The organism is Rugosimonospora africana (genome assembly GCF_016862975.1).
In the GTDB taxonomy this organism is placed as follows: Bacteria; Actinomycetota; Actinomycetes; order Mycobacteriales; family Micromonosporaceae; genus Rugosimonospora; species Rugosimonospora africana.
In genome coordinates this window covers 1-16,922 of sequence record NZ_BONZ01000068.1, presented here as the reverse complement: position 1 = coordinate 16,922, position 16,922 = coordinate 1, and the positions used below count along the sequence as shown (strand labels likewise).

Below are 16,922 nucleotides of genomic sequence, written 5' to 3'. Positions count from 1 at the left end.
TGAGGCACCGGGAGGGCGGGGGCGGGGCGTGACCGACATGCTGGAACCGGTGCCGATCCACGTGCCCGACGAGGTGCTCGCCGACCTGCGGCTTCGTCTCGACCTGACCCGGTTTCCGGTAGACGCCGGCAACGAGGACTCGTATTACGGCGTCAACGGCGGGTACCTGCGGGAACTCGTCGAGTACTGGCGCACCCGGTACGACTGGCGGGCCGCCGAAGCCGCGATCAACGCGTACCAGCACTACCGGGTCGACGTCGACGGCGTACCGGTGCACTTCATGCGCAAAGCGGGGGTCGGGCCGCACCCGACACCGCTGATCCTCACCCACGGCTGGCCGTGGACGTTCTGGCACTGGTCGAAGGTGATCGACCCGCTCGCCGACCCGGGCGCGCACGGCGGCGACCCGGCCGAGGCGTTCGACGTCATTGTGCCGTCCTTCCCCGGGTTCGGGTTCTCCACCCCGCTGCCGAACCACCCGGACATGAACTTCTGGAAGGTCGCCGACCTCTGGCACACCCTGATGACCCGGATCCTGGGCCACGCGAGGTATGCCGCCGCCGGCTGCGATGTCGGGGCACTGGTCACCGGTCAGCTCGGCCACAAGTACGCGGACGAGTTGTACGGCATCCACATCGGCTCCGGGCTCAAGCTGAACCTGTTCACGGGCGACCGCGCCTGGGACTTCGGTGGCGGACGGCCGATCCCGGACGGCCTGCCCGCCGACGTCCACGCGCAGATCGTCGCGCTGGACAAGCGTTTCGCCGTTCACCTCGCCGCGCACGTGCTGGACTCGAGCACCCTGGCCTACGGGCTGTCCGACTCGCCCGCCGGGATGCTCGCCTGGATCCTGCGGCGCTGGATGAGCTGGAGCGACAACGGTGGCGACATCGAGTCCGTGTTCACCAAGGACGATCTGCTCACCCACGCGATGATTTTCTGGGTGAACAACGCGATCGGCACGTCGATCCGCACGTACGCCAACAACAACCGCTACCCGTGGACGCCGTCCCACGACCGGCAGCCGGTCATCGAGGCGCCGACCGGCATCACGTTCGTGGCCTACGAGAACCCGCCGGGCGTCACGACCGATCAGCGGGTGCGCAGCTTCCTCGACAGCGATCGGGCGGCCTGGTACAACCACGTCAACCTCACCGTCCACGACCGCGGCGGCCACTTCATCCCGTGGGAGATTCCCGGCGAGTGGGTCGACGACCTGCGCCGCACCTTTAAGCCGACTGGTCTGGGTCGTGGCGCGGCGTCAGACGCGCCGAGCCAGACTGGTCGAGAGAGGTAGCCTGCCCATGCTCAGCTTTCACGAGCTTCACCACCAGCCCGCGCCGCTGCTCCTGCCGAACGCCTGGGACATCGGGTCCGCGCTCGCGTTCGCCGAAGCCGGATTCTCCGCGATCGGAACCACGAGTTTCGGCGTGGCGGCCCGCGCGGGCTTCCCGGACGGTGGCCGCTCGACCCGGGACGCGACCTTCGCGCTCGCGCGCGGGCTCGCGAGCCTGCCGGTGCACGTGAGCTGCGACATCGAGGACGGGTACAGCGACGACCCCGAGGCGGTCGCGGGCTTCGTCGCCGAACTCGGCGTGGCCGGTGTCAACGTCGAGGACAGCTCGGCCGAGGCACTCATCGACCCCGGTGCCCACGCCGCCAAGGTCGCGGCGATCAAGCGGGCCGCGCCGGGAGTCTTCGTCAACGCGCGGGTGGACACGTACTGGTTGGGTCAGGAAGCCACCGTCGCGGCGACCCTCGACCGTGCCCGCGCGTACGCCGAGGCCGGCGCCGACGGCGTGTTCATCCCCGGCGCGACCGACCCCGAGGACCTGCGGCGCTTCGCGGCCGGAATTCCGGTGCCGGTCAACGTGCTCGCCCACCCCCGGCTGCCGGTGGCCGAACTCGGCGCGCTGGGCATCCGGCGGATCAGCACCGGTTCGCTGCCCTACCGTGCCGCGCTCGATGCCGCGGCCGGCGTGGCGACCGGCCTGCGCGACGGCGGGCTGCCGCCCACCGCGACCGGGTACCCGGAGATGCAGGAGCGGCTGGTCCGGTACCACGCCGGCACGTATCAGGTGCGATAGCCGGCGATGACCTTCCTCGCCGCCATCGTCGGGCTCGACGGTCTGCTCGCCTGGCGTGGCAAGGTGTTCTACGACTTCGCGAGCAGGTTGCGACGCAACGGCTTGCACGGCAGCCACGGGCGGTTGGGGCACGCCGCCGGCTGACCGCCGACCGTGGCTCGATGTGTCCACTGTGGACTTCGGTCGCGCCGGCAACCGGGATATTTTGGCGCTGTTCACCGGTTCGCCTGGACGAATCAGCGTTGATCGTCTATATATCTGCGTACTCTGTCGCACACGAACGAACGTTCAGACGGGAGTCCGCATGAACCAACACAGGATCCGATCGGGACGAGCTCTCCGGATCGCCGGTGCCGCGATCGGTGGCGCGGTCGTCGCCATGCTCGTCTTCGTCGGTCCGGCGGCGGCCGCCACGGGTACCGTGCACACCACGTCCGGTGCTTCGTTGACGGTACGGTCGGGACCGCACACCACGTCGACCGCGGTCGGCTCGGTCGCCGACGGCGCCTCCATCACCTTCGACTGCCAGATCCACGGCGACTCCGTGGTCGGCGTGTACGGGCCGACCGACCTCTGGGACCACATCTCGACCGGGTACGTCTCGGACGCGTACGTCTACACCGGATCCGACGGCACGGTCGCGCCCCTGTGTGGCGGCTCGACCACCCCGACGTGTTCGACCAGCGGCCTGGGCGACCCGAACACGTGCGCGCAGGCGGTGTCCTGGGCCACGTCGCACGAGACGACCACGTACCACGCGGACTACTACAACCTCTGCGACCACGTCGTCGGGCTGGCGTACGGATTCCCGGCCAGCGGCTCGACGACGGCGTACGCGCACTGGCAAGCGATTCCGGCCTCGTACAAGCACGCCGGCGACAAGAACGTACCGGCCGGCGGCCTCGCCTTCTTCTCCGGCGGCGCCGGCCACGTGATGATTTCCATCGGCGGCGGGAAGTTCGTCTCGAACGACATCCACGGCAACGGCACGCTGACCGAGACGACGATCGCGGAAATCATCAACACCTGGGGCAAGCCGTACCTCGGCTGGGCCCAGCCCTGGTTCCAGTACAACCACTAGACAACGCGTTCGGTGGCGGCCCGTTTCGGCAACAGCCGGGCGGGCCGCCACCGGTCGGCCCGGTCACCCGGCGCAGTGCGGCGAGCCGCCGCCGGGCGGCGGCCGATCCAGTGGTACGGTCCCCGATTGGTGTACGCGTACAGCTAATCTGGGAGCAGCATGCCACGCCTTCGCATCGAAGACGCGATCCATGACGCCTTCGTCGAGCTCACCGCGCTCGGTGAGCAGTACCTGTCCGACTTCGCCACCCGGCTCTCACCCGGCCTGCGCCGGGGCGCCGTACAACCGTTGCTGCGGTTGCACCGCTCCGGTCCGGAGCGGGTCAGTGAGCTGGCCGTCCAGCTGGGGCTGGACTCCACCACGGTCACCCGGCACCTGGACGAACTCCAGGCGCGCGGCCTCGTCGCGCGGCGGCCCGACCCGACGGACCGGCGGGCGACACTGGTGCACCTGACCCCGAAGGCGGTGGCCCAACTGGACGCGGCCGAGGTGGACCGGCGTACCCGACTGGGCAACGTACTCGCCGACTGGTCGGCGGGCGACCGGTACGAGTTCGCCCGCCTGCTGCACCGCTTCGTGCACCGGCCCGAGCTGGCCAGTGAGATCGCGGTGGGTGTCGGGGGCGGTCGTGGCTGAGGCAATCGCCGACCGGCGGGTCGCCGCCGAGCGAGACCTCCGTGAGCACACCTCGCCGGGCGGGGCCTGGGTCGAACTGGTCGTGGTCGGCCTCGGCGCGCTGATGGTGTCCCTGTCCCAGTCGCTGCTGGTACCGGTGCTGCCGGTGCTGTCGCCCCGGCTGCACACCTCCGCCGGCAACGTGGAGTGGCTGCTCACCTCGACCCTGCTGGTCGGGGCGGTCGCCGTGCCGCTGTTCGGGCGGTTGGGCGACATGTTCGGCAAGCGGCTGATGCTGATGGTGGCCCTCGGTACGCTCGCCGCCGGGTCGCTGCTCGACGCCCTCACCAGCAACGTCACGCTGCTGATCGTCGGCCGGGCCGTGCAGGGCGCCTCGCTGTCGGCGATCCCGCTGGGCATCAGCCTGCTGTCCTCGGTGCTGCCCAGGGAACGGGTACGCTCCGCCATCGCACTGGTCAGCGCGATGCTCGGGGTCGGCGGCGCGCTCGGGTTGCCGCTGGCCGGACTGGTCGGTGAGCACGCGGACTTCCACGTCCTGTTCTGGATCACCACGGTGGCCGGGGCGGTGGCTCTCGCCGCGACCGTGTGGTTCGTCCGGGAATCGCCGATCCGCACCGGTGGGCGGGTCGACCTGATCGGCGCCGTCCTGCTGTCCGGCGGCCTGGTCGCTCTGCTGCTGCCGCTGGCGCAGGGTTCCAGTTGGGGCTGGACCTCGGCGTGGACCCTGGGGCTGCTCGGGCTCGCGGTGGTGGTGCTCGCCGTGTTCGTCGTGGTCGAGCGGCGCGTGCCGGCCGCCCTGGTCGACATCGCGGCGATGTCGAGGCGCCCGATCGTGCTGACCAACCTGGCCTCGCTGCTGTTCGGCTTCGCCCTGTTCGCGAGCCTGATCGGTACCGCGTCGTTCGTGGAGGCGCCGCGCGCCAGCGGGTACGGGTTCGGCTCGTCCATCGTCGTGGGCGGCCTGTGCCTGCTGCCCAGCGGCCTGCTGATGCTCCTGCTCGCGCCGGTCGCGGCCCGGCTCATCGGCTGGTGGGGCCCGCATCGCACGCTGGCGTTCGGTGCGCTGGTGGTCGCGGCCGGCTGGGTACTGCGCATCGTCGCGACCGGATCGCTGTGGGAGGTCGTGATCGGCAGCACGATCATCGGTGGCGGCACCGGCATCGGGTACGCCGCGATGCCGACCCTGATCAACCGCAACACACCGACCTCCGAGATCGCCGCTGCCAACGGGCTCAACTCGTTGTCCCGCAGCCTGGGCAGCTCGCTGGCGAGCGCGATCGGCGGCAGCCTGCTCACCGCGAGCACCATCGTCCTCGGCGGGTTCGAGCTGCCGTCGCTGGGCGCCTACCGGGCACTGTTCGCGGTCTGTGGCGCCTCCGCCGCGCTGGCCGCGCTCGCCGCCCTGTTCATCCCGCCGGGCGCCCCGGACAACTGATCTGCGGCCGTGCCGGGGCCGGCTCACACCGGTCCCGGCACGGCCCGCGTCATCCGTTTCTCGGGGTACGGGCGAGGCGGAAGCTCACGTCGTCGATCTGGAAGGTCGGGTGGCTGCGGCGCCGTACCGAGGCCCGGCAGCTCCAGTGCTCGTCGGCCCATCCGCCGCCACGGAGTACCCGGTAGCTGCCGTACACCTGGGCGTCGTAGATGTCCCAGCACCAGTCCCACGCGTTGCCGAGCATGTCGTACAGGCCCCAGGCGTTGGGCCGCCTGCCGCCCACCTCGTGGATCCGCTCGCCGGAGTTGCCGCGGTACCAGCCGATCTCGTCCAGCTCGCCGTAGCGCGGGCCGGTGCCGCCGGCCCGGCACGCGTGCTCCCACTCGGCCTCGGTCGGCAGCCGGTACCCGTCGGCGGACTCGTCCCACGCGACGTCCCCGGAACCGGCGGGCAGCCGGTACGCGGGCGTCAACCCCTCGCACCCGGACAGCGCGTTGCAGAACCGGATCGCGTCCAGCCAGGAGACGCCCTCGACCGGCAGCCGGTCGCCCCGGGCACTACTCGGCCACTGGCCGGTCACCCGCGCGTACTGCGCCTGCGTGACCGGGAACGCGGCCAGCTCGTACGGCGCCACATCGATCACCCAGCTCCGTCGGGTACGCCGGTCGGACAGCGTCACCCGCCCCGGCGGAACGGCGACGAGTTCGATGCCGGTACCCGCGTCCACGTGGGCTACGCCACCCGCAGCGCGGCGCCGGCCGGCGGCTCGGGAACCGCGCCGGGGTGCAGGATCGCGGCGATCGCCTCGACCCCGTCGACCAGGCGCGGGCCGGGTCGCACCACGATCCCGTCCGCGTCCAGCGCCCATACCTGCGTGCCGGGGAAGCGGTCAACGATCGTCCGCGCCTGCCGAGCGGCACCCTCGACGTGGAAGCCGCAGGGGGTCACGAGGACCACGTCGGGTGCCGCGTCGGTGAACTCCCGCCAGGTGGTCTGCGTCGACCGGGCGCCGGGCCGGGCGGCGACCGGCTCGCCGCCGGCCGCCCGGACGAGGTCGGGTACCCAGTGTCCGGAGGTGAACGGCGGGTCGACCCACTCCACGACGGCGACCCGCGGCCGGGGCAGGTCCCGGACCGCCGAGGCCACCGCGGCCAGCCGTGCCCGCAGCCCGGCCACCAGCGTGGCGGCCCGGTCCGGCACGCCGGCCCGGTCACCGACGGCGACGATGGTGCCCAGTACCTCGTCCAGCGTGTACGGGTCGAGGGACAGCACGTCGGCCCGGCAGCCGAGGTAGTCGAGGGCGTCGGAGACGTGATCGGACGGCAGGGCACAGACCCGGCAGAGGTCCTGGGTGAGAATCAGCTCCGGGTCGAGCCCGGCCAGCGCGTCGGCGCGCAGGGTGTAGAGGTCGGCACCGGCGGCGAGCTGAGCCTTGACGTAGTCATCGATGTCGCCGGGGCTCAGGTCCCGGGTGTCCCGCCCGCCGACCACGACGGTCTTGTCGGTCCGGGCGGCCGGCGGATGGTCGCACTCGAAGGTCACCCCGACGAGCTGGTCGTCGAGCCCGAGGGCGTACACGATCTCGGTCGCGGAGGGCAGCAGGGACACCAGGCGCATGCTCCCATCCTGCCCGCCGGTGCCGCCCGGGCCGCGGCGCCCCCGCCCGGCGGCCCTCACCGGCCGGTGAGGCGCATCCGGCCGGTGGGGCGCCCCGGCCCGGCGTCACCGGCCGCCGGAGGGCCGCCGCGGCAACCAGAACTCCACCTCGGTCCCCTGACCGGGGGTGCTGTGGATGGTCGTCGTACCGCCGCGATCGGCGACCCGGCCGCACATCGACTGGGCCACCCCCAGCCGGCCGGATGCGGCCGCCTCGTCCAGCCGCCCGGCGGGAACCCCGACCCCGTCGTCGCGGACCGTGACCCGCACCCCGTCCCGCTCGTCCTCCAGCAGCACCCAGGCGTGCGCGCCGGCCCCGGCATGCTGGCGCACGTTGTCCAGCGCGGCCTGCACGGCCGCGGTCAGCTCGGTGACCGCGATGGCCGGCAGCACCACCGGTTGCGCGGGCGTGGCCACCTCGATCGCCGGGGACGCCAGGTCCCGCAGCGGGGTCCGCAGGTCCCCGTTGCCGTCGCCGCGAGCGGTCACGCCTCTGCTCAGCAGGGTGCGCAGCGCCACCTCCTGCTCACCGGCGAGCGCGGCGAGCTGGCTGCCCTGCCCACCCAGTTCGGGGCCATGCCGCTGGACCAGTGCCAGCACCTGCAACACGCCGTCGTGGATCGGCCGGGCCAGCCGGTCCCGCTCGGCGGCGGCGGCTTCCCACCGGATCTGTTCGGTCTGCTTCCGCTCGGCCCGCCGCACCGCCAGCTGCTGGGCGAATCCCAGCCCGCCGATCGCCGCGCCGGCCACCAGCAGGAGCACGGCCGAGGTGGTCAGGTGGTAGACCGAGTTGAGTGTGGACGAGACCGGCTCGCCGTCGTGCAGGTAGGTCACGCTCACCGTCTGCAGCCCGCCCGCCGCCAGGGTCGCGGCCAGCGGGCCCAGGACGGCCGGGAGGGCGCCGCGCGGTGCCAGGACCGGAGCCGTGGCGCCGACCACCGCGGTGGCCGCCGCCGTGACCAGGACGAGAATCAGCAGCCCCGGGATGACGCTCCGCTGGTCGGCCAGCTTCTCGGGATGGCCGGTCGTGGCCCCGTACGCGATGAACAACGCCGCCGCGCCGAGCACCGTCGCCGTACCGGCCAGCGGTACCCGCCACCGGTTGCCGGCCGCGACCACGCCGAGCGCCACGCCGGCCAGGGCACCGAGAAGGCGTACCGGGTCCTTGAACGCCAGCGCGGCCACCGCGAGGAGCATCGGAGCCGCGACGGCGACCTGGATCACCGCGGCGGTCACCGTCCCGGCCAGCGACCACAGACCGGCGATCGCGGCCAGGATGGCCACGGTCACCAACGTGATCACCCCGATGACGCCGATCTCGGCGTACCGGTGCCGGTACAGAGCGGACTCGGTGACCCCGAGCAGCGCGGCGAGCCGGTCGGTGGTCAGGAACGACAGCGGGACGGCCACGCACATCGCGAGCGTGGCGGGCACGATCAGCCAGAGTCGCTGCCACGACCAGAGACTCTGGTCCGATGGCCCGTTGGCGGTCCGGTCACCGCGCCGGTGCCGCCACACGGCCGGGGCCAGCGCGGCCAACCCGACCGCGGTCAGGACGGCGTGCCAGGTCGCTACGGTCTGGGTCTGGAGGAGCCAACCCGGCCCGATCAAGACGGTACCGAACAACCGGGCCCCCATCGTCAGTCCGGCGACGGCCGCGGCCCAGCCGACCGCGCTGCTCACCAGGCTCTGGGCGCAGGCCAGCACGCCGACCACCGCCAGCGGGTACCCCGCCCGGCAGACTATGTCCGCGGCGAGAGGGAACTCCGCGTGCGTCAGTTCGGCGACCGTCGGCGCGACCGCCAGCAATCCCGCCGCGGTGAGCAGGTACGGCCACCAGCGCAGCGCGCACAAGCCGACCAGGGTCGCCGCGATCGGCACCGCCATGATCACCCACCCGAGGCCGGAGAACTCGGCGCGCCCGGGCGTGGTGAGGAACGCCTGCCCCACACCGCTGTACCAGGGTGACGTGGCCACCGCGAGGAACAGGGAACCGCCCAACCCGGCCAGCGGAACCGGCCAGCGCCAGGACTTCGACTCCCGCGTGACCGGTGGGCGGGCCGTCGGCTCATCCATGCCGCAGATCATGACTGATCGCCGGTGCGGTCGGGGGTGCGGTCGGGGGCACGTCGTGCGGCGGCGGTACCGGCGCCCCGGGGTGGGGCAGGCGCTCGGGTTGGGCGTCCGGCCGGTACTCGAAGTGCCACCACTCGTTGTCGTACAGCCGGTACAGGTGATACCGCGCCCCGTGCCGCTCCAGCCAGCGGGCGCCTTCGGCCGGCCGTACGTCCACGGCGGTACCCGCCACGTGCCGCGACTGGTTCGGCGGCAGGATCCACAGCCGGGCGGCCTCCACCGACCCGGTGCGGCGGACCTCCTCGGCGAACAGGCGCGCCTGCTGTTCCGCGTCCCGGTACCCGTCGGTCAGGCCGATCAGTTCGCCGTCGCACCACAGTGCCTGAGTACGTGCCGCCTCGAACGCGGCACGGGTCGCCGGCGTCAGGCCGGTGAGGTCCTCCGCGGGAAAGCGTGCCGCGAGCGCCCACTGGCAGGCCACGTGCCGCGCCCGGCGCGGCGCGACCGTGAATGCCGCGGGTACCAGCGCCACCGCCAGCGCCCGGGTGACGACGCGGTACGCGCGGTCCCGGCGCCGTACCGAGCCGGTCACGCCGTGCGGGTCGGCGTAGAACGGGCCGGGAGGCACCGGTACGAGAAGGGGAGCAAGCATGCGGGTAACGTCCCATGACCGGTGTGCCCGGGGCCTGAGTCGCGCTACTCATCCTCGATGAGTACCCCTACCCGACTTCTGCCGTGCCGCGCTCAGGTGAGCCGGACGGACAACCCCTTGCCGCCAAACTCCTGGCACACGAAGGCCGGCTCGGTGGGCGTGCTCAACTTTTCGTCGTACCGGTACCCGATGTCGCTGAAACCGGCCAGCGCGGAGTCGGTGTCCTTGACCCGCGCGGTGACCAGCCACCGGGCGAACGCACCCCGGGCGATCTTCGCGTGCACCACGACGAACTTCGGCTCTCCGCTCGCGGGGTGGACGGTGAGGAACTTCGGCGTCACCACCCGGTCGGCGGCGATGTGGCCGGTGACCGTCTTGCTGTACTCGCCGGCGGCCAGGTTCACCACCCGGCCGGAGGCGGGCAACTGCTCCGAAATGGCTGTGCCCCAGAACTGGTACAGGTTCGCGTGCCCGGCCGGCCGCAGCCGGTAGCCCATCTCCAGCCGGTACGGGCTGATCCCGTCGAACGGCCGCAGGATCCCGTACAGGCCGGAGAGGATCCGCACGTGCGTGTCGGCGTAGCGCCGGTCCGCCCCGCCGAACGAGTCGACGCGCAGCCCGCTGTAGATGTCGCCGACGAAGCTCTCGGCCGCGGGTGCCTGGTCGGCCGGATCGGTGCTCCACCGGGCGTACTGGTCGCGGGTCTTCTCGGCGAGGTCGGGCGAGATCGCCATCACCTTGGCCAGCTGCGAGGTGGACAGCGTCCGCAGGTACCCGATGAGTTCCTCGGCCCGGTCCAGGAGCACCGGCGTACCGGTCGGCTTCGTGCCGGAGGTCGGCGGCCGCATCGTCTTCGAGCTGTGCATCAGGATGATCACTTGGCCCTGCTCCCTCCCAGCCTCGCGTACCGCAAGATCCCGACCACTCTACGGGTCGTGACGACGGTAACCGCGATCCCGGTCGGGTCGTTGCCGAGGTCAGTCTCGCGTCCGCCAGGCGGTGGTGATGGCGGCGAGCAGTTCGTCGGTGCCGACCGCGCCGGGGACGGCGTACCGGCGATCCAGAACGATGAACGGGGTTCCGTGCGCGCCGAGGCTCTGCGCCTCCTGCTGGTCGGCCGCCACCCGTTCGCGGTACCGCCGGTCGTGCAGCGCCTTGGCCGCGCCGTCCCGGTCCAGGCCCACCTCCGCCGCGAAGTCGAGCACCTGATCGAGGATCCACAGCTTGCGGGCCTCGCCGAAGTGGGCCCGGAACATCGCCGACCAGACCTCGGCGCCCCGACCCCGATCGGTCGCGTACGCCAGCAGCTCGTGCGCCAGGTCGGTCGGGCCGAGCGTGCGGTCCAGCGCGTGGTACGGCGCCAGGCCGTCGGCCGCGGCGGATTCCTCGGTGCCGCGCAGCGTCCGCTCGCCGGTGGCGCGCGCCACCCCGAACATGTCGAACAGCTCGCGTTGCGTGACCCCGTCCCGCGGCAGGTCGGGATGCAGTTGAAACGACCGGTGGACGACCTGGACGTCCGGGCTGTGCTCGAAGCGCCCCAGTGCCCGGTTCAGCCGGTGATCCATCAGCCCGCACCACGGGCAGACGATGTCCGACCAGAATTCGATCCTCATGATCCCCTCACTACTTACGAATTGTGCGTAGCCCCATGGTGCATTAGATTCGGAGGCGTACAAAAGGCACATCTATGTGCGTAGTAGCGACAGGGGAGGGGATCGGTGGTGGGTGCGAGGGCGGTGCGGAAGGCCCGGACCGGTGTCCGGAGAAACGTGCGAACCGTGCCGGGGCCGTGCGCGCAGTGGAGCGATCGCGACGCCGACTTCATCCGGGAGATCCTCGACCTGGTCGGCGACAAGTGGAGCGTGCTGATCATCGGTACCCTCGAGAGCGGCCCGACCCGCTACTCCGACCTCACCGACGCGATCCCGGGCATCTCCCAGCGCATGCTGACGCTGACGCTGAAGCAGTTGCGGCGCAACGGCCTGGTCACCCGGACGGCGTACCCGGAGGTGCCGCCACGGGTCGAATACGCGCTGACCGACCTGGGCGCCTCGCTGCTGTCCACGGTGCTCGCGCTGGCCGCCTGGTCGGCCGACCACCACACCGAGATCCGCCGGCACCAGCAGCGCTTCGACGCCGGCTCCGAGCAGGACGGGTAGCGGCGTCCCCCCGCCGTCCGGCTGCTCGCCGGCCGCTCGCCGTCCCACGGCGGCGGGGGCGGCCCGCGCTACCGTTGCGGGATGTCGGTCGAGGCCATTGGCGAACTGCGCGAGCCGGTACGCCGGGCGGTCTACGAGTACGCGGTGAGCCAGGACGAGCCGGTGGGCCGCGACGAGGTCGCCTCGGCGTGCGGCATCGGGCGTACCCTGGCCGCCTTCCATCTCGACCGGCTGGCCACGGCCGGGCTGCTGGACGTGTCGTTCGGGCGCAGGTCGGGGCGCACCGGTCCGGGGGCGGGCCGGCCGGCGAAGCTGTACCGGCGCTCGGCCACCGACCACGAGGTGAGCCTTCCGCCGCGCCGGTACCTCGCCGTCGCCGAGTTGCTGGCGGAGACGGTGGAGCGCGCGGCCGCCGACGAGAAGCTGTTCGCCGTGGCCCGCGACCGGGGCCGGTCGGCAGGGCTGGCCGCCGCCGCTCTTCGAGAGGGTGACGCCGACCGCGCGGGCTCCGACGCGGCCGCCGGGATCGTCGAGGTGCTTGCCGGGCAGGGGTACGAGCCGCAGCGGCGCGACGATTCGATCGTGTTGCGCAACTGCCCGTTCCACGCGTTGGCGCGGGACTACCCGCCACTGGTGTGCGGCATGAATCTCGCTCTGCTGGAGGGCCTGCTGGACGGCCTGAGCGCGAGTCGGGGCGCGGACCTGGGCGAGCGGTCGAGTGACGGGCTGGGCGGATCGCCGGCCGTGCCGCGGATCGCGCCGACCGGCACGAACTGCTGCGTGGTCATCGATCTCGCTTCTAAAAACAATCACGATTGACATAGAACATCGGGGCGTGGTCTGCTCGACGCCATGACGGACCATCACCTCGCCCAGTTGAACGTCGCCCTGCCCCGCGAGCCGCTCGACACTCCCGAGATGGCCGGCTTCATGACCCGGCTCGAGGAAATCAACGCACTGGCCGACGCCGCCCCCGGCTTCGTCTGGCGACTCGTCGACGACGGCGGGTCCGACGCCACCGCACTGCGCCCGTACGGTCCGGACGTGATGGTGAACATGTCGGTGTGGGAGAGCGTCGAGACGCTGTACGACTACATGTACCGCACCGCTCACCTCGACCTGCTGCGCCGCCGCCGGGAGTGGTTCTCCCACGACGGGCTGGGCGCGCACTCGGTGCTGTGGTGGGTGCCGGCCGGCACGATCCCGACACTCAAGGAGGCACGAGACCGGCTCGACCTGCTGGCCGAGCGTGGACCGACGGCGGAGGCGTTCACGTTCCAGCAGCGGTTTGCCGCTCCCGGCTCGTCAGACTGATCGGGGAGAAGGCGACCAGTGACGGCTTCGGTGGCGGATCGTCAGCGCGCGGTGTGCCACGAACGCCACAGCGCCGCGTACGTGCCGCCGGCCGCGACCAGTTCGTCGTGCGTACCCGATTCGGTCACCGCACCGCCGTCCATCACGGCGACCCGGTCGGCGTCGTGCGCGGTCTGCAGGCGGTGGGCGATGGCGATGACCGTACGGCCGTCGAGTACCGCGGCCAGCGCCCGCTCGGCGTCGCGTGCCGTGGCCGGGTCCAGCATCGCGGTCGCCTCGTCCAGGATCACCGTGTGCGGATCGGCGAGTACGACCCGGGCCAGCGCGAGCTGCTGTGCCTGTGCACCGTCGAGCCTCAGCGCATCGCCGCCGACCACGGTGTCGAGGTTCCCGGCCCAGGACGCGCCGACCGCGTCGAGCGCCGCGAGCAGTTGCGCGTCGGTCGCTTCCGGGCGCGCGATGAGCAGGTTGCCGCGGATCGAGTCGTGGAAGACGTGGTACTCCTGCGTCACCAGGACGACCTGTTCCCGGAGCCGCTCCGGCCGAAGGTCGGCGATCGGCACGCCGCCGACGGTCACCGAACCGGTACGCGGCCGGTCGACGCCGGCCAGCAGCCGCCCGAGAGTCGACTTGCCGGCCCCGGAGGCACCGACGACCGCGAGCCGTTCGCCCGGCCGTACCGTGAGGTCGACGCCGTGCAGCACGTCGCGGCCCTCGTCGTAGGCGTACCGGACATCCGTGACGGCGATGCGATCGTCGGCCGGTTCGGCGTCGGCCACCGGACGGGGTTCGGTGAGATCGGCGAGCCCCTCGACACGCGCGAAGGACGCACCGCTGCTCTGCAACTCCTCGACCCACATCAGCACGACGTCCAGCGGCGCGGCCAGTTGGCGCAGGTAGAGCGCGGCAGCGACGACGGTACCGAGGTCCGAGCGATGGTAGAAGGCGCCGCCGATGAGCAGCACACCGGCGACCGGGATGACGTACGAGATGTCGACGGCTGGATACAGCACGGTACGCAGCGCGAGCGTACGCAGCCGCGCCCGCCGTGATCCGGCGATGGCGTCGTCGCCGGCGGCGATGCGACGCTGGGCCAGCGACAGCGCCTCGACCGTGCGGGCGCCGGTGGCTGTCGCGGTCAGCTCCTCGGCGAGAACCGAGTGCGCGGCACCTTCGGCGAGGTAGGCCGCACGCGCACGCCGCAGGTACCAGCGGGCGGCACCCCAGGCGCCGGCGAGGCTGACGATGCCGCACGCTCCGAGGACCGGATCCAGCAGAACGACCGCGACGACGATGACGAGAGCCTGTACCAGCGAGAGCAGGACATCGGGCATGGCGTCGCGCAGCGTGTAGGCGACGTTCGAGACATCGGTGGTGCCGCGCGCGGTCAGGTCGCCGGTCGATGCCTGCTCGACGGCGGCGGCGGGCAGCGCGAGCGTACGGTCGAGGAACTCCTCGCGCACCCGTGCCGCCGTACGCTCGCCGAACCGGAACGCGACCAGCCGCGCGTACCGGGTGAGCAGCATCGACGCGGCCGTCATCGTGAGGATCACGGCGGCGAGCCGGTCGACGGTGCCGACCGCGGCGTGCCGCTGCGCGGGGTCGTGCGCCCCGGTGATGGCGTCGATGATCCGGCCGAGCAGCCACGGCCCGACCAGCCCGGCGATCGCGGCGAGCCCGTTGAGCGCCAGCACGACGGCGACCGCGCGGCGCTCGCGCCCGACCAGCCGTCCGGCGGCGCGCCACACCTGGCGGGTACCGGCGACCGGCAGCTGATCGACGGTCATCGGCGCACCTCTGCGGCCTCTCCGGCGGTGCGCGCGACCACGGCGCGATACCCGGACTCGCCGGTGAGCAGCTCGGCGTGCGTTCCGGTGGCGACGACCACGCCGTCGACCAGGAACATCACCCGGTCGGCTCGATCGAGGACCAGCGGTGACGTGGTCGTCACCACGGTGGTGCGACCGGAGCGAGCGCGCCGCAGCCCGTCGACCATCGCGGCCTCGGTGTGCGCGTCCACGGCCGACGTGGGTTCCGCGGCGAGCAGGATCTCCGGGTCGGCCAGCAGCGCGCGGACCAGGCGTACCCGCTGCCGTTGACCGCCCGACAGATTCGCGGCCCGGCCGCGAATCCGCGTGTTCAACCCGTCGGGCAGCGCCTCCACCACGTCCCTCACCGCCGCGGCATCGACCGCGGCCAGCACACTGGCGTCGTCGGCGCCGCCGACGACCTCGCGGAACGCGCCGGCGAACAGGTACGCGTCGTTGTCCGCGACCACGATCCGGCGCCGAAGCTCGTCAGCGTCGATCGCGTCGAGTCGCACACCGCCCCAGGTCGCATCCGACGGCGCGAATCCGCCGAGCCGTTCGATGACGGCCTCGGCCTCGGCCGGGCGCGCGCCGACGAGAGCCACGAACTCGCCGGCCGCGATCCGGACACCGGACCGCGGCTCGTGCAGTTCCGACGGGCGCGGCGGTGCGGCTCCGGTGCCGGTCGACCGGTCCGGCGCCAGGTTGAGGAAGCGCACGATCCGGCTCGCCGCCACCAGGGCGCGGCTCAGCGACTCGCCGGCCTCGATGAACTGGAACACCGGAATGACTAGAAGGCCGACATATCCGTAGACAGCTACCAAGTCGCCTGGCCGGATCGTGCCCTGTGCGGCCATCCGCGCCGCGATCCACGTCACGACCGCGAGGAACAACGCCGGCAGACCGACACCGCAGGCGGCGATCCAGCTCGACACCGCACCGACGCGGTACCCCTCGACCCGCAGTGCCGCCGAGTCGGCGCGGTACCGCCGGGCGAAGACGTCCTTGCCACCGAGGCCGCTGAGCACGCGCAGCCCGCCGACGATGTCGACGATCCGCGCGGTCGCGACGCCCTGCCGTTGCCGGTACGCGGTGCCGGTGTGGTTCAGCCGCTTGAGGAGCGGCCCGACCACGCCGGCCAGGACCGGCACGCCGGCCAGCACGATGATCGCCAGGAGCGGCGAGATGGCGAAGACCAGGACCACGACAACCGCGTAGGCGACCAGCCCACCGAACCCCGGCCCGGCCATCGTCAGTGCCATGGCGACCGCTCCCACATCGCCGATCCCGATCGTGACCACCTCGCCGCTGGTCACCCGCCGGGACAGCGTCGCGCCGAGCACGGTGGCATGCCGGTTCACCGCGGTCACGGTGCGGAAAGCGCCGTCCATCCGGATGCGGGTCATGGTGCGGTGCCGCATGATCGACAGGTACGCGGTGAGCACGCCCACGCCGATCAGCGCGGCAACCCACTCGACCAGCCGGCCGAGGTCGCCGGGAATGAGTCCCTCATCGACCGCCTTGGACAGCAGCCACGGCGGGACGATCAGCCCGATCATCCAGGTGGTGCCCAGGAATGCTCCGGCCAGGATGCGTTTCGGCTGGCTGCGGGCCAGCCACCGGAGGAACCGACCGGGCGTACGGATGTCGCTGAGCCGGGGCGGGGGATACGTCTCGACCATGCCAAAGCCTACGGTCTGTCTCAAAGTCACGGTTGTTGACTCGTCTGACAGCGCCCTCCTCGGGCGTCCCTGCCACCGCACTCCTGGGGGTGTGGTGGTGGGGTTCCTCCGTCACCGGGGTCGGTTTCACCCACACCTGGGTGTGGGTCAGAGCCTGCCCCTCGGGAGGCGTTGGTGACCGGGCCTCGTACCTCGGGGTCCCGGGTCTGGGTGTGGTGCTGCTCGCCCCAGACGGCGAGATTGACCGCCGCGTTGTGATCCCGGTCGGCCTGGTAACCACACCCGTCGCAACTGAACACCCGCTGCGACAACGGCAGCGCCGGGCCAAGCATGCGG

The 16,922-nt window shown here is 72.1% G+C and carries 18 protein-coding genes; 9 read left to right on the top strand and 9 right to left on the bottom strand.

Annotated features, from left to right (window positions below; all coding sequences use genetic code 11):
* Positions 1–37: 37 nt before the first annotated feature.
* The 6 genes from Raf01_RS33385 (at position 38) to Raf01_RS33360 (ending at position 5,239) form a co-directional block, all read left to right on the top strand.
* A complete protein-coding gene (locus tag Raf01_RS33385) occupies positions 38–1,297 on the top strand; it encodes an epoxide hydrolase family protein (RefSeq protein WP_239134175.1) in 1,260 nt (419 codons plus the stop codon).
* Positions 1,298–1,304: 7 nt separating this feature from the next.
* Entirely contained in the window at positions 1,305–2,087 is a 783-nt protein-coding gene (locus Raf01_RS33380; RefSeq protein WP_203922067.1) for an isocitrate lyase/PEP mutase family protein, read from the top strand.
* A 6-nt stretch (positions 2,088–2,093) separates the two neighbouring features.
* Complete coding sequence (locus Raf01_RS33375) at positions 2,094–2,231, top strand: hypothetical protein (protein WP_203922066.1); 138 nt, start codon at positions 2,094–2,096, stop codon at positions 2,229–2,231.
* A gap of 160 nt (positions 2,232–2,391) precedes the next feature.
* Positions 2,392–3,168, top strand: coding sequence for a hypothetical protein (locus tag Raf01_RS33370; RefSeq protein ID WP_203922065.1), 777 nt, complete (start codon positions 2,392–2,394; stop codon positions 3,166–3,168).
* 159 nt (positions 3,169–3,327) lie between these two features.
* Positions 3,328–3,804 carry a MarR family winged helix-turn-helix transcriptional regulator gene (locus tag Raf01_RS33365; RefSeq protein WP_203922064.1) on the top strand — a complete coding sequence of 159 codons (477 nt, stop codon included), beginning with the start codon at positions 3,328–3,330 and terminating at the stop codon, positions 3,802–3,804.
* Positions 3,797–5,239, top strand: a complete 1,443-nt coding sequence (locus tag Raf01_RS33360; RefSeq protein ID WP_239134155.1) for an MFS transporter — start codon at positions 3,797–3,799, stop codon at positions 5,237–5,239. The genes Raf01_RS33365 and Raf01_RS33360 overlap by 8 nt, the downstream gene beginning before the upstream one ends.
* Before the next feature lie 49 nt (positions 5,240–5,288).
* Here Raf01_RS33360 and Raf01_RS33355 read toward each other — a convergent pair whose 3' ends face one another.
* The 6 genes from Raf01_RS33355 to Raf01_RS33330 all read right to left on the bottom strand — a co-directional run bounded on the left by Raf01_RS33355 (position 5,289) and on the right by Raf01_RS33330 (position 11,236).
* Positions 5,289–5,966 carry a formylglycine-generating enzyme family protein gene (locus tag Raf01_RS33355; RefSeq protein WP_203922063.1) on the bottom strand — a complete coding sequence of 226 codons (678 nt, stop codon included), beginning with the start codon at positions 5,964–5,966 and terminating at the stop codon, positions 5,289–5,291.
* A gap of 5 nt (positions 5,967–5,971) precedes the next feature.
* The gene (locus tag Raf01_RS33350) at positions 5,972–6,856 is read right to left on the bottom strand and encodes an ABC transporter substrate-binding protein (RefSeq protein ID WP_203922062.1); all 885 of its coding nucleotides are present in this window, start codon (positions 6,854–6,856) and stop codon (positions 5,972–5,974) included.
* 105 nt (positions 6,857–6,961) lie between these two features.
* Positions 6,962–8,971 carry a sensor histidine kinase gene (locus Raf01_RS33345; protein ID WP_203922061.1) on the bottom strand — a complete coding sequence of 670 codons (2,010 nt, stop codon included), beginning with the start codon at positions 8,969–8,971 and terminating at the stop codon, positions 6,962–6,964.
* A complete protein-coding gene (locus Raf01_RS33340; protein WP_203922060.1) occupies positions 8,964–9,623 on the bottom strand; it encodes a D-alanyl-D-alanine carboxypeptidase family protein in 660 nt (219 codons plus the stop codon). Before Raf01_RS33340 ends, Raf01_RS33345 begins: the two co-directional genes overlap by 8 nt.
* A gap of 92 nt (positions 9,624–9,715) precedes the next feature.
* The gene (locus Raf01_RS33335; RefSeq protein ID WP_203922059.1) at positions 9,716–10,501 is read right to left on the bottom strand and encodes a YaaA family protein; all 786 of its coding nucleotides are present in this window, start codon (positions 10,499–10,501) and stop codon (positions 9,716–9,718) included.
* Positions 10,502–10,600: 99 nt separating this feature from the next.
* A complete protein-coding gene (locus Raf01_RS33330) occupies positions 10,601–11,236 on the bottom strand; it encodes a DsbA family oxidoreductase (RefSeq protein WP_203922058.1) in 636 nt (211 codons plus the stop codon).
* Between the two features lie 156 nt (positions 11,237–11,392).
* Here Raf01_RS33330 and Raf01_RS33325 point away from each other — a divergent pair, with 156 nt between their 5' ends.
* The 3 genes from Raf01_RS33325 (at position 11,393) to Raf01_RS33315 (ending at position 13,096) form a co-directional block, all read left to right on the top strand.
* Positions 11,393–11,782, top strand: coding sequence for a winged helix-turn-helix transcriptional regulator (locus Raf01_RS33325; RefSeq protein ID WP_239134154.1), 390 nt, complete (start codon positions 11,393–11,395; stop codon positions 11,780–11,782).
* An 81-nt stretch (positions 11,783–11,863) separates the two neighbouring features.
* Positions 11,864–12,601, top strand: coding sequence for a helix-turn-helix transcriptional regulator (locus Raf01_RS33320; protein ID WP_203922057.1), 738 nt, complete (start codon positions 11,864–11,866; stop codon positions 12,599–12,601).
* Positions 12,602–12,634: 33 nt separating this feature from the next.
* Positions 12,635–13,096 carry a DUF3291 domain-containing protein gene (locus Raf01_RS33315; RefSeq protein WP_203922056.1) on the top strand — a complete coding sequence of 154 codons (462 nt, stop codon included), beginning with the start codon at positions 12,635–12,637 and terminating at the stop codon, positions 13,094–13,096.
* Between the two features lie 41 nt (positions 13,097–13,137).
* On the opposite strand, the gene Raf01_RS33310 is transcribed toward Raf01_RS33315, so the two are convergent.
* The 3 genes from Raf01_RS33310 to Raf01_RS50975 all read right to left on the bottom strand — a co-directional run bounded on the left by Raf01_RS33310 (position 13,138) and on the right by Raf01_RS50975 (position 16,918).
* Positions 13,138–14,883 carry an ABC transporter ATP-binding protein gene (locus tag Raf01_RS33310; RefSeq protein ID WP_203922055.1) on the bottom strand — a complete coding sequence of 582 codons (1,746 nt, stop codon included), beginning with the start codon at positions 14,881–14,883 and terminating at the stop codon, positions 13,138–13,140.
* The gene (locus tag Raf01_RS33305) at positions 14,880–16,496 is read right to left on the bottom strand and encodes an ABC transporter transmembrane domain-containing protein (RefSeq protein ID WP_203922147.1); all 1,617 of its coding nucleotides are present in this window, start codon (positions 16,494–16,496) and stop codon (positions 14,880–14,882) included. Before Raf01_RS33305 ends, Raf01_RS33310 begins: the two co-directional genes overlap by 4 nt.
* 116 nt (positions 16,497–16,612) lie before the next feature.
* Positions 16,613–16,918, bottom strand: a complete 306-nt coding sequence (locus tag Raf01_RS50975; protein ID WP_373319646.1) for a zinc ribbon domain-containing protein — start codon at positions 16,916–16,918, stop codon at positions 16,613–16,615.
* Positions 16,919–16,922: the final 4 nt, after the last annotated feature.

Coding starts and splice junctions, on each gene's coding strand:
- Raf01_RS33320 (WP_203922057.1), top strand. CDS start 11,864: ATGTCGGTCGAGGCCATTGGCGAACTGCGCGAGCCGGTACGCCGGGCG.
- Raf01_RS33310 (WP_203922055.1), bottom strand. CDS start 14,883: ATGACCGTCGATCAGCTGCCGGTCGCCGGTACCCGCCAGGTGTGGCGC.
- Raf01_RS33315 (WP_203922056.1), top strand. CDS start 12,635: ATGACGGACCATCACCTCGCCCAGTTGAACGTCGCCCTGCCCCGCGAG.
- Raf01_RS33345 (WP_203922061.1), bottom strand. CDS start 8,971: ATGGATGAGCCGACGGCCCGCCCACCGGTCACGCGGGAGTCGAAGTCC.
- Raf01_RS33385 (WP_239134175.1), top strand. CDS start 38: ATGCTGGAACCGGTGCCGATCCACGTGCCCGACGAGGTGCTCGCCGAC.
- Raf01_RS50975 (WP_373319646.1), bottom strand. CDS start 16,918: ATGCTTGGCCCGGCGCTGCCGTTGTCGCAGCGGGTGTTCAGTTGCGAC.
- Raf01_RS33340 (WP_203922060.1), bottom strand. CDS start 9,623: ATGCTTGCTCCCCTTCTCGTACCGGTGCCTCCCGGCCCGTTCTACGCC.
- Raf01_RS33350 (WP_203922062.1), bottom strand. CDS start 6,856: ATGCGCCTGGTGTCCCTGCTGCCCTCCGCGACCGAGATCGTGTACGCC.
- Raf01_RS33330 (WP_203922058.1), bottom strand. CDS start 11,236: ATGAGGATCGAATTCTGGTCGGACATCGTCTGCCCGTGGTGCGGGCTG.
- Raf01_RS33370 (WP_203922065.1), top strand. CDS start 2,392: ATGAACCAACACAGGATCCGATCGGGACGAGCTCTCCGGATCGCCGGT.
- Raf01_RS33380 (WP_203922067.1), top strand. CDS start 1,305: ATGCTCAGCTTTCACGAGCTTCACCACCAGCCCGCGCCGCTGCTCCTG.
- Raf01_RS33365 (WP_203922064.1), top strand. CDS start 3,328: ATGCCACGCCTTCGCATCGAAGACGCGATCCATGACGCCTTCGTCGAG.
- Raf01_RS33375 (WP_203922066.1), top strand. CDS start 2,094: ATGACCTTCCTCGCCGCCATCGTCGGGCTCGACGGTCTGCTCGCCTGG.